This is a genomic window from Planococcus salinus (genome assembly GCF_003719725.1).
Lineage (GTDB): Bacteria > Bacillota > Bacilli > Bacillales_A > Planococcaceae > Planococcus > Planococcus salinus.
This window is the reverse complement of the sequence record NZ_RIAX01000012.1, coordinates 14,097-26,436: the sequence shown is the minus strand read 5'-3', so window position 1 is coordinate 26,436 and position 12,340 is coordinate 14,097. Positions and strand designations below refer to the sequence as shown.

At 44.8% G+C, this 12,340-nt stretch carries 16 protein-coding genes; 3 read left to right on the top strand and 13 right to left on the bottom strand.

What is annotated here, in order from left to right; translation table 11 throughout:
- Positions 1–140: 140 nt before the first annotated feature.
- The 4 genes from EEX84_RS13875 to EEX84_RS13860 form a co-directional block, all read right to left on the bottom strand.
- Positions 141–386, bottom strand: a complete 246-nt coding sequence (locus tag EEX84_RS13875) for a hypothetical protein (RefSeq protein WP_123166247.1) — start codon at positions 384–386, stop codon at positions 141–143.
- Between the two features lie 49 nt (positions 387–435).
- Positions 436–1,215, bottom strand: a complete 780-nt coding sequence (yidC, locus tag EEX84_RS13870; protein ID WP_123166246.1) for a membrane protein insertase YidC — start codon at positions 1,213–1,215, stop codon at positions 436–438.
- Between the two features lie 170 nt (positions 1,216–1,385).
- Positions 1,386–2,171, bottom strand: a complete 786-nt coding sequence (locus tag EEX84_RS13865; protein WP_123166285.1) for an AraC family transcriptional regulator — start codon at positions 2,169–2,171, stop codon at positions 1,386–1,388.
- Positions 2,172–2,445: 274 nt separating this feature from the next.
- The gene (locus tag EEX84_RS13860) at positions 2,446–3,342 is read right to left on the bottom strand and encodes a diacylglycerol/lipid kinase family protein (RefSeq protein ID WP_123166245.1); all 897 of its coding nucleotides are present in this window, start codon (positions 3,340–3,342) and stop codon (positions 2,446–2,448) included.
- 105 nt (positions 3,343–3,447) lie between these two features.
- Here EEX84_RS13860 and EEX84_RS13855 point away from each other — a divergent pair, with 105 nt between their 5' ends.
- Positions 3,448–4,593 carry an MFS transporter gene (locus EEX84_RS13855; protein WP_123166244.1) on the top strand — a complete coding sequence of 382 codons (1,146 nt, stop codon included), beginning with the start codon at positions 3,448–3,450 and terminating at the stop codon, positions 4,591–4,593.
- Between the two features lie 46 nt (positions 4,594–4,639).
- Here the strand turns inward: EEX84_RS13855 and EEX84_RS13850 are convergent, their stop codons facing one another.
- Entirely contained in the window at positions 4,640–5,020 is a 381-nt protein-coding gene (locus tag EEX84_RS13850) for a hypothetical protein (RefSeq protein ID WP_123166243.1), read from the bottom strand.
- Positions 5,021–5,148: 128 nt separating this feature from the next.
- A complete protein-coding gene (locus EEX84_RS13845) occupies positions 5,149–5,607 on the bottom strand; it encodes a GNAT family N-acetyltransferase (protein WP_123166242.1) in 459 nt (152 codons plus the stop codon).
- A 95-nt stretch (positions 5,608–5,702) separates the two neighbouring features.
- Here EEX84_RS13845 and EEX84_RS13840 point away from each other — a divergent pair, with 95 nt between their 5' ends.
- Entirely contained in the window at positions 5,703–6,194 is a 492-nt protein-coding gene (locus EEX84_RS13840) for a GNAT family N-acetyltransferase (protein ID WP_123166241.1), read from the top strand.
- Between the two features lie 17 nt (positions 6,195–6,211).
- On the opposite strand, the gene EEX84_RS13835 is transcribed toward EEX84_RS13840, so the two are convergent.
- The 6 genes from EEX84_RS13835 to mntR form a co-directional block, all read right to left on the bottom strand.
- Complete coding sequence (locus tag EEX84_RS13835) at positions 6,212–6,721, bottom strand: DUF4064 domain-containing protein (protein WP_123166240.1); 510 nt, start codon at positions 6,719–6,721, stop codon at positions 6,212–6,214.
- A gap of 347 nt (positions 6,722–7,068) precedes the next feature.
- Positions 7,069–7,350 (bottom strand): GNAT family N-acetyltransferase, encoded by a 282-nt coding sequence (locus EEX84_RS13830; RefSeq protein WP_123166239.1) that lies wholly within the window; start codon positions 7,348–7,350, stop codon positions 7,069–7,071.
- Between the two features lie 44 nt (positions 7,351–7,394).
- On the bottom strand, positions 7,395–8,363 hold the full coding sequence (locus EEX84_RS13825) for a ring-cleaving dioxygenase (protein ID WP_123166238.1): 969 nt from the start codon (positions 8,361–8,363) through the stop codon (positions 7,395–7,397).
- 134 nt (positions 8,364–8,497) lie between these two features.
- A complete protein-coding gene (locus tag EEX84_RS13820) occupies positions 8,498–9,385 on the bottom strand; it encodes a DUF1002 domain-containing protein (RefSeq protein WP_123166237.1) in 888 nt (295 codons plus the stop codon).
- Between the two features lie 56 nt (positions 9,386–9,441).
- Positions 9,442–10,299 carry a CvfB family protein gene (locus tag EEX84_RS13815; RefSeq protein ID WP_123166236.1) on the bottom strand — a complete coding sequence of 286 codons (858 nt, stop codon included), beginning with the start codon at positions 10,297–10,299 and terminating at the stop codon, positions 9,442–9,444.
- A gap of 22 nt (positions 10,300–10,321) precedes the next feature.
- Complete coding sequence (mntR, locus tag EEX84_RS13810) at positions 10,322–10,744, bottom strand: transcriptional regulator MntR (RefSeq protein ID WP_123166235.1); 423 nt, start codon at positions 10,742–10,744, stop codon at positions 10,322–10,324.
- A 166-nt stretch (positions 10,745–10,910) separates the two neighbouring features.
- On the opposite strand from mntR, the gene EEX84_RS13805 reads away from it, so the two are divergent.
- Complete coding sequence (locus EEX84_RS13805) at positions 10,911–11,066, top strand: lmo0937 family membrane protein (RefSeq protein ID WP_123166284.1); 156 nt, start codon at positions 10,911–10,913, stop codon at positions 11,064–11,066.
- A gap of 153 nt (positions 11,067–11,219) precedes the next feature.
- Here EEX84_RS13805 and EEX84_RS13800 read toward each other — a convergent pair whose 3' ends face one another.
- On the bottom strand, positions 11,220–12,338 hold the full coding sequence (locus tag EEX84_RS13800; protein ID WP_123166234.1) for a GNAT family N-acetyltransferase: 1,119 nt from the start codon (positions 12,336–12,338) through the stop codon (positions 11,220–11,222).
- Between the last annotated feature and the right edge of the window lie 2 nt (positions 12,339–12,340).

Here is a 12,340-nt window from a genome sequence, read left to right as displayed (position 1 = left end):
ATTCTACCATTTCTTATTCAGGAATTCCCTCGATCAGTTAACTTTCATCAGTACTTTTCTGTAGAACCTCCATCGTATGAAAGGTGAAAATACCGATTAAAAAGGAAATAACGCAGACCTGTATAAAGGCCTGCGTCAGTTTACAGCAATATGGTAATCAATACGATGACAAACAAAACCGCGAAAACGACGGCCATGCCGAACATCCACTTTGCTTCCCGGTCCATTCCCTGCTCTTTCATCTGCCGGTAACGGAAGCTGTTGGTCAACACGAACAACAACGTCATCAGCAAGACCGTAAACTCCAAATAGCCCATGAACAACAGGACGAGTGAGGCGATGCTGAGTACTGCAATACTGACTCCCTGCACTACTTTCTTATTCATATCTTCATCTCCTAAAAAAGAAAGCCGGCGGGATGGCCGGCTTCCGCTGTTATTTTTTGTCCTCTACCGCTTCGATCGCTTTTTCGGGATGTTCCGAATAGAACTTCCGCCCGATGAACGTCTGGATGATCAGCAGGATCCCGCCGACTGCCCAGTAAACAGGCAAAGCAGCCATTGAAGTGAACGAGATGAACATGATCATAACAGGAGAGATATAGATAAACATTTTCATCTGTTTCTTCTGCTGTTCAGGCATTGTCCAAAGTGACACACGTGCCTGGAAGAAGTAAACCGCACCGGCGATCAATGTCATGGCAATATCCGGTGCACCGAGGTTAAACCACAGAAACTCGTGCGAACGAACGTCTGGGGAATACAGGATGGCAAAGTAAAGCCCCATAATGATCGGCATTTGAATAAGGACAGGCAAACATCCCATGTTTAATGGGTTCACTTCATACTTTCTGTAAAGACCCATCATCTCTTGCTGAAGTTTCATTTGCTCTTCTTTGTCTTTTGTTTCTTTCAACCGCTTTTGGATATCTTCCATTTCCGGACGCATTGCATCCATTTTCACTTTCATACCTTGCTGGCGCTTGTACGTCCGAAGCATGAATGGCATTAAGATCAGACGGATGATAACTGTGATGGCCACAATCGCCATTCCGTAACTTCCGTTGAATAAATTCCCTAAATAATCGAGTGAAAAATCGAATGGTGCTACAAAGATCGAGTAGAAAAATCCTTCTTTATTTTCCACAGCAGCACAGCCACTTAATAAGACAACAGCAACTGCCAAAAACAGCAGTAATGTAATTTTCTTTTTCACTTTAGTCACCTACACCTTTTTAAACTATAGAGAAGTATACCTGTAAGGAGAGCAAAATTCAAACGACGGAAATGAGATCATCTTTTTTCAAAGAGGATGTGACAACTTTTCGAATGTCCCCGGGCCTGTCGGTTGTTTGGAAACGCAAAAAAGAGGAGAATGTCTTCTCCTCATTTCGCATTGGGCAATGTATACCGGAAGTAGGGGATGTGCTCACTATCGCGGAATTGCTTAGGCGTGACAGATGTATATTTCTTGAATATGCGCGTAAAGTAGCTTTGGTTACAAAAATGGAACTGCTTCGAAATATCGGAAATGCCTTTATCGGAATGCCGAAGATAATATTGCGATTCTTCAACCCGTCGCACGTTCAAATATTCGACAAGTGTAATTCCCGCATGTTCCCGAAAAATGCGGGACAAATGACTGGTGGAGATATGAAAATGTTTGGCGATGTCTTCCACCGACAAGTCACGTTCCACTTCATCATTGATATACATCACCACTTTGTTGACTGTCTGGTGGCCAAAAGATGGCTGTTTTCTTTCAGAAATAATCGAAACGAAAAACTCGATCAGTTCATCTGCCACGTACAGGAATTCAGAATCATTCATTCGATTATCCACCATTTCAACACAAGCTGCATTGAAAGCAAATGCTTTCTTCGGCGGGACACGCATTTCGTAGAGTTTTCGCGCCATTACTGAAGAAAGGATTATATAGTAGTTACGAACTTCCCGAATGGTATTTTTTCCAGCCCGCAAGGAGATCATATCAATTAAGATCCGCAGCGTCTTTTTGGCTCTTTCTTTTTCAAGGTGATGAATCTCATAAATCAGCTGAGTTTCAACTTCGAAAAAGTTTTCCAATCCTTCATATTGCCCCAAAACTTCGCTTTCGTTCATGAAAATTTTGGAAATCGTCTCTTGAATCGTAGGTACAGCAATCATATTCATTTTTTCCCCGTCTTTCTTGTACAGTTTTTGCAGCAGATATTTCAACTATATACTTATTTGAACTGGAAGAACATAGTTTTGCATGGAAAATAAGTTATTTTTACAAAAAAAATTTTGTTAATTTTTTACTACTAATACTTATTATATCAGAAAAAAGAGTAAAATACCTTTGATACAGGACGATTTAGGGGATAAAAAGTTTCATTTTATTTTCCTTTTTTCCTTTCATCCTCTTTCGCACAAAAGGCAACCATCTCCTGGAGATGGTTGCCTTTTAATCTGCCGGGTCAGGAGGCACAAGCGCCCGGATATGCCGTGGCATCACTTCTACAACAAAAGGTGTGGCACAGCCTTCATCACCGTCAATGTTGCAGGATAAAGGTTCGGTTGTTTTAATTGAAACTTTGGTCGTTTGTACCACTTCAACAGCCGGGTCTTTTTCCAACTGCCCTCTTATCAACGCACTGGCCATTCGGATAAAAGCGGGCAAAGCTGCGTTTTTCACAATATAGAGATGAAGCAACCCATCATCTGTCAGTGCTTCAGGTGCCAGTTTTTCAAACCCCCCCACCGAATTGGTGAGAGCAACCAACACTAACTTCGCTTCCCCCGACCACTCTCCATGGTCGTGGATGATGTCAAAATGCATTTCCTCGTCCGACGTAATAGCTTTGATTCCTTCCAAAAAATAAGCGAAGGCTCCAAAACGGGTTTTTTGTTCCGGCGAAACTTCATAAGTCGATTCGGCGATGTGACCAATCGCTAAAATATTCATGAAGTAAAGATTTCCCACTTTTGCGATATCGACTCGTTTTTCCGTTCCGGTTTTAAGGGCTTCGATGGCTTCAGGCGGGTCCAATGAAATGTTGAGGGCCCTCGCAAAGTCGTTGACGGTCCCCAGCGGAATCAAGGAAAACAATGGCTGATGCGATTGTTCCGCCAGACCAGTCACCGCTTCGTTAATGGTTCCATCCCCTCCCATCGCTACTACAAAATCGTACTTTTCCTCACATGCTTCCCTTGCAAAGTGAATCGCGTCTCTTTCTTTTTCAGTGGCCCTCGTGTCGACGGCATAACCCATGTCTTCCAAGGCCGTCTCCACTTGTTCACGGTATTCAACTGCCTGCTCTTTTCCAGCAGATGGATTTAAGATAAACATAGCCTTTTTCATCCTGTGACCTCCGGTGATATAATGTCTTTATGTGTGTCTTTACCCTTCTTTGGTGTAAAGTTAATCCATCTGTTATTCATTCGTTTACGAAAGTGAGGGGCTTTTTTGCGTTTCTTTATATATTTGATTATTTTCTTCGCTTTCTTCGATCTTTTCGCCCAGCTTCCGATCATGAGTCCATTTGCGATTTCTTTAGGCGCAACACCGTTTCTCACAGGACTGGTTGTCGGAATGTATTCGCTGTCGAATACCATCGGAAATCTTATTTCCGGTATCTACTCGGACAGAAAAGGACCGTTTGCTATTTTGATTGCCGGTTTATTTTTGACCGGAGGCATTTTGTTCTCTTATTCGTTGGCTGAAGGGCCTTACAGCCTGTTGCTGATCCGTTTTCTTCATGGAATTTTTGCCGGCTTGACCATCCCGGCTGCTTTCACTTATTTGGCGAACCGGACTGATCACAGCAGGAGAGGAAAAGGGGCTGCTGTTTCAGGCGCATTTGTAGGCATGGCGGCCATCACCGGCCCTGCTTTCAGTGCCATCTACACAAGCCGCACCAGCACTTCCGAAACCATGGCCATCATCGGCGGCATTTTGCTTTTGTTGGGCGTAGCTGCTTTTTTCATATTGAAGAGATCCGTTGAAAAAAAAGACGAACTTCCGGAGCCAGCTGTTTCTGTAAAGCAATTGCTTGCTAACCGTGGATTGATTCAGGCATTTTCAGGTGCTTTTTTCCTGATGTTTTCACAAGGGGTTCTCGCTTATATGCTTCCTTTAAAAGTGGAAGATTTGGATTTTGCTTCAGAAATGAGTGGTTTGCTGCTGAGTACATTCGGCATTTCGGCGATTCTTGTTTTTCTGTTGCCGGTCAATCGTATCTTCGATAAAAGCAAGCCTGTCTATACCTTGATTGCTGGTTTCCTGTTGATGGGCGGGTCTCTCTTCTTTCTGAGTGCCGTCACTATGGCACCCTTGCTGTATGCTGCGATGTGTACTTATGGAGTCGGATTTGCTTTGCTGTTCCCGTCCATCAATTCCTTGTTGATCGATTCGACGACCCCTTATTCCAGAGGCAGGGCATACGGGTACTTTTATGCATTTTTCTCGGTTGGCGTGGTGGCGGGTTCGAGTGTAACGGGGGCATTGGCAGTAACGGCCAATGGAGGGTTTGTCCTAAGCGGCACTCTCCTGATCCTTACGGCGGCAGTAAATATTTTTGCCAGTAAAAAGCAGACCTGCTCAACAAATTAAATTTTTCTAACCCAAAAATAAAAAGGATGGGATTTACCCATCCTTTCTACAGGTTTTCAGTGTTGATCTTTGTTTCAGGAGCTACGCTTTCCGTGTTCTCCGATTTTTCGCGGCTTGTGTCATTGGGAGAAAGTTTGGCGTTTTCGTCTTCCTCTTCTTGTCCCTGCTCGTTTTCATTGTAGTATTGAACGCTTGTCATAGCTCCTTCAGATACCATTTTGTTCTCGCGGGGGGTTTCCGGGTTATTGCGCTTTTCTTCCTTTTCGTTCTTATCCAGGTTTTGAGATTCCATAAAAGCATTCACCTTCGCTTTCGTATCGTTAAAAGCAATTGTCGCTTTTTCCCTGTTCTTCGGATCTTTGAAATATGCGTATGCACCGGCAGCCAAACCCGCCAATAACAAACCTCTTCCTTTTCCTCTTGCCATTTGCACCACTCCTATCAGTCGCTTTTGTTGTTACTTTACCCTTATCCGCTTAAAGAGAAACTTTACCAGCGGGCTCTCCGTCTTTACTGCCCGTCAAAATATGAAAAAACAGCACTTTATCAAAGCTTTTAATCCTGCAGCTGCTTGCTGTGGAGTTTCATGTCGACATGAGGGATGCCATCTTCTTCATAGATGTCAGAAACTGTTTGGAACCCGACCGACTCATAAAATTGCTGCAAGTAAACCTGACCCTGCAATTGGATTTCCTCCGCCTTCCAGTGCGTCTGGATAAAGTCGATGCATTGATGCAATAACCGGCGTGCAAGTCCACGGTTTCTCGCTTCCGGATGCACGATTACCCTGCCGATGGACGGCGCCTCATATTTCACTCCTGCCGGAACGAGCCTGGCATATGCCAGAGTTTTCCCATTTTCTCCGTATGCTATATGAATAGCCTGTTGGTCCAATCCATCCAGTTCCGGATAAGGACAATTTTGCTCAACGACAAATACATCCACGCGAAGCTTTAAAAAGTCATATAACTCCTCTGTTGTCAGTTCATCAAATTGATACGTTTTCCAGCTCATTGCTTATCTTCTCCTTTCTTTATTATTATTCCACATCATTGGCTATTAGCGGCCTTTTTTGATATGATGACAAAAAGAATTTCAGAGGTGATGGAATGATTCGTGCAGGCACACCACAAGATATAACATCAGTTCAGGAAATTGCCCATATCAGCTGGAGCGATACGTATGAGGGCATTATTCCTTCTCAAATACAAAAAAGCTTTTTAGATAAATCCTACTCGGCCGCCATGGTGGAAATGAGACTCGAACGAACCATCCTGCTTTTGGCAGAGCATGACGGGGAGGCAGTCGGTTTCGCCAATTTTACCAAAGTGGACGAAGACGGAGATGCTGAATTGATTGCCATGTACTTGAAACCCGAACATCAACGAAACGGTTACGGCAAGCAGCTTCTGCACAGTGGGCTCTCTTACCTGTTGAACGGCTCCCAATTATTCGTATACGTTGAATGTGAAAACAAAAAAGGCCGTCATTTTTATGAGACGAATGGTTTTGAATTGGTTGAGGAATTTGAGGAATTATTTGAAGGCCACCCTTTAAAGACAGCAAAATACGTTTACAGAATGAAAGCACCCGCTATGTGAGCGGGTGCTTTTTTGTTTTACAAAGGACGATACGGTGTTTCATCTTCACGTCGCACCGTGTCATCTTTTCGAAGCATATCATCCTGCAACGGCGGTTTGCGCGCAAAACACATGATAGCTGCGATGTAGAACAGGATAGATGTGATGGACAACAGCCCTGCAAATACCCCGGCTAAGATAAAGAACAAGCCGGCAAGCCTTGGGTTGCGGTCTCCTTTAAGATTCACGATAGCCAGAATTGCAAAAATGGTGCTGATGACCAGAATGGCGATGATTACCCAAAAAACAATGCCGGATCCACCGATAAATACATTCACAGCGTCAACCACCATCTGAGCTTCTTCAGGGTCGGACAGCGCAGGGTCATTCATTATTTCCTGTTCCAGCTGCTGTTGTTCCGGGCTTCCTTCAAAGCCGCTTAAGCTGGTGAGCAAAAAGATCATCAGAAAAATGACCAATACATTGAACACTGCACCGATAATTCCCAGAATCCGTTCTCCTGTCCTGTTGATTTTATTGCTGTTCATTGGCTCCACCTCTTCCTTATGTATTCTTCTTTTATTTATACGTGAATAATCGAAGATGGTTTCATATTAAAAGATTTCCCTATCGAATTTCGATTAAACCATGTTTACAGCATTTTCAGCCGGGTAGTTAGAAAGTAACAACATTTTGAGAGGAGCATCACGAAATGGAAAAGAAACTGATTTTTAACCAGGCAGATTTTCTGTACGGGATAGGCGGAGCGTCAATTTTAACGGCTGTTGTATTCTTTATGACTACTCTATAAAACGGAGGTTATGTATGGATAATTACATAGCAGGCACATAAAAAGCAATCCACTGGTCAGTATCAGCGGATTGCTTTTTAATATTTATACTTTTACATCTTCATAGTCTTTGTAGCGGTCGAACGCTACCACTGCATAGGAACATACCGGCTCCATTTTATACCCTTTTTCACGTGCATATTCCGCAGCGCGATCCAATAATTTTTTTGCAATCCCTTGGTTGCGCAATGATTCATCAACAAAGGTATGCTCAATGACCATCACATTCGCCAGCTCCGTCCAGGTGATTTCAGCTTTGACTGACTCACCTTCTGTGTAACGATATGCAAACTCGTCTTGTCCGAGTTCTGTCAATACAAATTCCATTCCGATTTCCTCCTCATATTTTCTCCTGTGGAAAGCATTTTTCTTTATCCATTAATCGTTAATGGACGAAGTGATGCTTCGATTTGTGCCCGTTTCGGCTCAAGAAATGGAGGCAGCGCCAAGCTTTCCCCCAGGTGATCCATTGATTCGTCAGTTGCAAAGCCCGGCTCATCCGTCGATAACTCGAAAAGAATGCCATTCGGTTCCCGAAAATAAATCGCTTTGAAGTAATAACGGTCGACTTCTCCGGATGTCATAAATCCGTTTGAACGCAAGTAAGCATTCCATTTGCTGTATTCTTCAAAGGTTTTTACACGAAACGCCACATGATGGACACTGCCTCTGCCGGGTCGTTCTGGAGGAAGGTCCGGACGTTCCTCTAAATGTACTTCGCCGGCGGGGCCTCCTTTTCCTGTTGAAAATACGAAAATTTCTTTCATCCCCTTTACATCAGAAGGATAAGAGCCGATCATTTCAAAGCCCAGGATGTCCGTTAATACGGCAGCCGTCTTTTCGCTTTTCCGGACAGTTAAGCGCACAGGGCCCAATCCAACAATCTCATAGCCTTCCGGTATCTCTGCCTTTGTCCAAGGAACGCCATATTCGATACCGGTCCCATCATCTACTACCAGCATTAAGCGCGACCCTTCAAAGTCCTGGAACGTCACGGACAGCCGGCCAAAACGCTGCTCGATTTGGCCGTGAGGCACATTGAATTCGTCAAATCGCCCAATCCAGTAATGCAGCGCGGACTCGCTTTTTATTCGGAACGCTGTGTTACTGATACTGGAAACGCCGGGGTACGTCCTGCCTGCCATCGGGATATCGAAATATGTCATATCCGTTCCCGGTGTTCCGACGGCATCGGCATAAAACAGATGATAAGAAGAAGTACTGTCCTGATTGACACTTTTCTTTACTAAGCGCATTCCAAGAATGCGCGTAAAGAAGTCATGATTTTTGTTGGCATCTGCTGTGATGGCTGATACGTGATGAATTCCTTCTAACTTCATAAAAAACTCCCCCTCTTATCTTGAATTCGAGATATTATCTTTATATTACACCTCACTGCTGCCCCAATCAAGAAAAGGACCTTATAAAAAAACAGACATGCCGCGATGTGTGCGGGCATGCCTGTTCGGTTTTGTCAGTTAAACCAGGAACGGATGGTATTGGCGATATTGCGGAAAAAATCTTTCACACTTTGCCAAAACCCTTCATCATTTACAATGTCACCGATTCCTTCGCCAATGGTTTTACTTATATCCTCCAGCTGTGTCGACCATTCAGAGAAATTGATATCCAGTTTCCGGATGCGGTCCATTAAATCGATCAGTAATTGACGGTCTTCCGGGCTCAGTTCAATTTGCAGCTTCGACAGCTGTTCTTCTACAATCTGTTCCACTTCTTCACGGGATGCCGGATTGTTTTCAGCGATCTGCTTTTTGATTTCTGTCAGCAATTCACTTACTTTCTCATCGCTTATTTCCCCATCCGCCAATTCAGTGGCAACTGACAGCTCATCATTGGCCACATCCGTCCGCTCCGGATCCAGTTGTTCCCCGTTCACTTCGTATGCTTTATAAATACCTACCAAGGCGGAATGCCCTGTCACCGGTTTTGGTGCTGCCACTTCCACTGTCGCGCTTTCAATCCCTGCAGTCAGCATGGCATTGGCGTACATTTCTGTTGTCACTTGCGTAATATTTTCAGGTGTCACAATCTGAATAACGAGGTCTTCTCCTGCATCTTTACGGGTAATCTTTGCAGAAGAATACATATTCGCCCGCGGATCCCCGTCCTGGATGTAGGTTACGAGGTCCTGTCCCGTCACTTCGATTTCTTCGACTTCCACTTCCTCCGAGACATTCAAGCTTTCCGAAACACTTTCTTTTTCAGCGGCCGTCAAGTCGCCACCGTAGACGACAATCGGTGCTCCGAACTTTTCGTTTATCCCAACATTCGCAGAGCCGGGCGATGGCAATAAAACCGATAACGCAAACATCACAGCAATGGCCGTAATCATTTTTTTCATATCAACTAGCCCCTTTCTCCAAATTAAACGCTGTTCCTCGGAAAAAGTTGCATTCGTCAAGTGGTCAACTTTGTCCAGCCTTCTTCTTGTACAATTTTTCTGTTTTTATAAAGCGTTCCCAACGCCCGTTTGAAGGCAGCTTTGCTCATGCCGAACATTTCCTGTATTTCATCCGGTGTGGATTTGTCCGTAAACGGCATCTGACCGCCCGACTCCTCCAAAAAACGCATGATTGTTTCTGCATCTTCCGATAAACGTTCCTGCTTTCTCGGAAGAAGCGAACCGTTTAACGTCCCGTCTTCCTTAACATCAATGACACGGACTGTTTTTTCTTCTCCAAGCCTCGGCTCTTCTTTGCGCTCTGTTTCGTGCACAAAGATCCGGTACATTTCGGGCACTGAAATCATGAACGTACCAACGGGCAACAGCCGGTAAGCCCGCGCTTTCAAGTCTTTGTTGAATACCGATTCAGGAGCCGGCTCGATCAATTCGAGCACTTTTTCTTCGGTTGCCAGACGGCCATACAAATCACCCAGCCTGTCGGTCCGAAGTGTCATGAAAAGGTGATCACCAGCTTGAGGCCATAATTCCTTTATCTGCGGCAAATCAGCCGCCAATACGTAGACTTCACGTGTGGTCCCGATATCAACTATTGCCCCTTCACGCGAAACTTTCAACACTTTCGCCCAGCCATATTGGCTTGGCAAAATATGCGGAATCATCGGTGTGGCAGAAATTCCGCCCTGGCGATTGCGGTACAGGAAAACTTCAATTTCTTCACCGATTTCCTGTCCTTCTTCAATTTCCGATTCGTTCATCATCACTTCATCACCAGATCCATCCGTCAAAATCCACTGTGATGTTGAACGGTCTTTAACTTTCAATGTTGTTTTTACTCCTGGATGCAATGCCATAATCGCAACCTCCTTCTGTCGTCTAACTGTCTTTTTCTTCTTGCTTCAGCTTCTCCAGTTCCCGGATCAAATCCGGCCGCGCTTCAAGTAACTGAACCAAATCTGCAATCCTGTCGATTGAGTTCCAGCTTAAATGATGCTCAATGCCTTCCACATCTTCATAAATCCGCTCCTCGTCCACTCCGATCACCCGAAGAAACTGTTCAAGAAGGTCATGGCGCATCAAAAGGCGCTTCCCTAATTTTTGCCCTTTGGGGGTTAACACAAGACCCCGATACCTTTCATAGATCAAATAGCCGTCTTTGTCCAGCTTTTGGACCATCTTGGTTACGGAAGAAGGCAAAACCGATAATGCTTCCGCAATATCAGATACCCGCGCATATCCTTTTTGTTCTATTAATGAATAAATGATTTCAATATGGTCTTCCATACTTGGAGTAGGCAAAATTCGTTCCTCCCTAACTTAACTAGTATCAGTTTACTATACCCCACCTCATCAAACAACTGAGTGGGAAAGCACAGAAAACACAGAGTTTTCACCTGACAGGTTTGTGTAAAACTTCCGGAGGGTAGATATTACTATACCGATACAGAAAGGGCGGGTGAAAAGCGTGGGACGAATTCTTTGGATTATTTTAGTGGTCATCATTGTTATTTGGTTAATCGGATTTTTGATGGATGTGGCCGGAGGGTTGATTCACCTTCTATTAATCGTCGCAGCGATCATTTTAGTCATTAACTTGGTCACAGGCAGAAGAGGCGTTTAGCCATACCAACCAAAACTGCTCACCCAGCTCAGAAAACCGCAAAAGCTTTGCCGGTAATAGCATTTCTTGCCCTAGCCGGAAAGACTGGAGCAATGCGAAGGGCTGGGCATGAAAAACACAGAAAAAAGGTCCGAGAATTGTCTCGGACCTTTTTTATTGTCTGACTTTCGCATATACACAGGTATCGCGAAGTTTGTTGTTCACTCTTGAAATCGACTCGTTGCGCAGGATTCCCTCAAGCTCAAAATCTAGGCGTTCCGCCACTGCCCGGCTGCGGACATTGTCCGGATCACATCTGATTTCCACCCGATTGGCACCCAGTTCCTCAAAAGCGAAACGGGTGATCCGTTCAACCGCTTCTGTCACATATCCTTTTCCTTCAAAGCGGTTATCGACCCAATAGCCGATTTCAAATTTCCGGACTTCCCAGTCAATCCGGTGAAGACCGGAAGAACCGATCAATGTCCCCGTTTCTTTCGAGAAGAAATGCAGCCGCAGATCTTTTCGCAATTGAAAATTGGCGGCTGCTTCGATTAACTCGGCTTCCGTTTCTTTCAAGTCCGGATTTTTCTGAGCGAACGGCAGCCATGGACGAAAAGCTTCCAGTGAATTCTTCACCGCTTCAAAGCTTTGCATGGCGTCCTCCCTCTTCGGTGCGCGAATCAGGAGCCGTTCCGATTCGAATGACTCCGGAAAGTCCAGCAGAACCGGATTAAACGGCGGTTCTTTGATCGGTTCCACCGTATCTTCCCAAAGAACCGGCGTCGTGATGCCCGCTTGCCAATCCTCCCGCGTCATCCCATACGTCACTGCATCGTAGTAGCGGTTTTCTTTTGGAGAAAACCAGGCCTGCCGTAAATGCGCTTCCTTAACGAATCCGGTTCTTTCAAACGCTTTGCGCATGGCGAAATTGTCGTGGCGTGTGTTGCCTTCCAACCGGATTTTCTTTTCCGGCAACGAAAAAACAAAATCGGCCACCATTTTCAAGGCTTTTGGTCCGTATCCTTTTCCGCGGTATGGATCTGCAATCCGTAAATCGAATAGCGGAATCTCATCCTGCAGATCAAAAATCTTCACCAGTCCCACTTGCTGGCCCTCGTCATTTTCAATCCAGAACGTCGTCACCTGATCCGACTGATAACCGCCTTCTTCAATCGTTTTCTGAATCAGCGCACGGACTGGATGTTCGTGTCCGTGGTAAGGCCATGAATTCGTCGTCATAAAATGAATCAGCTGTTCCTGTTCTTCCATCGTCCATTCTGTCAATTTCACAA

Bases quoted from the DNA above. Each gene is read 5' to 3' on its own strand.
- EEX84_RS13850 (WP_123166243.1), bottom strand. From the start codon at position 5,020: ATGGCAAGAGGAAAAGGAAGAGGTTTGTTATTGGCGGGTTTGGCTGCC.
- EEX84_RS13860 (WP_123166245.1), bottom strand. From the start codon at position 3,342: ATGAAAAAGGCTATGTTTATCTTAAATCCATCTGCTGGAAAAGAGCAG.
- EEX84_RS13840 (WP_123166241.1), top strand. From the start codon at position 5,703: ATGATTCGTGCAGGCACACCACAAGATATAACATCAGTTCAGGAAATT.
- EEX84_RS13825 (WP_123166238.1), bottom strand. From the start codon at position 8,363: ATGAAGTTAGAAGGAATTCATCACGTATCAGCCATCACAGCAGATGCC.
- EEX84_RS13815 (WP_123166236.1), bottom strand. From the start codon at position 10,299: ATGGCATTGCATCCAGGAGTAAAAACAACATTGAAAGTTAAAGACCGT.
- EEX84_RS13820 (WP_123166237.1), bottom strand. From the start codon at position 9,385: ATGAAAAAAATGATTACGGCCATTGCTGTGATGTTTGCGTTATCGGTT.
- EEX84_RS13845 (WP_123166242.1), bottom strand. From the start codon at position 5,607: ATGAGCTGGAAAACGTATCAATTTGATGAACTGACAACAGAGGAGTTA.
- EEX84_RS13875 (WP_123166247.1), bottom strand. From the start codon at position 386: ATGAATAAGAAAGTAGTGCAGGGAGTCAGTATTGCAGTACTCAGCATC.
- EEX84_RS13865 (WP_123166285.1), bottom strand. From the start codon at position 2,171: ATGAATATGATTGCTGTACCTACGATTCAAGAGACGATTTCCAAAATT.
- EEX84_RS13835 (WP_123166240.1), bottom strand. From the start codon at position 6,721: ATGAACAGCAATAAAATCAACAGGACAGGAGAACGGATTCTGGGAATT.
- EEX84_RS13830 (WP_123166239.1), bottom strand. From the start codon at position 7,350: ATGGAATTTGTATTGACAGAACTCGGACAAGACGAGTTTGCATATCGT.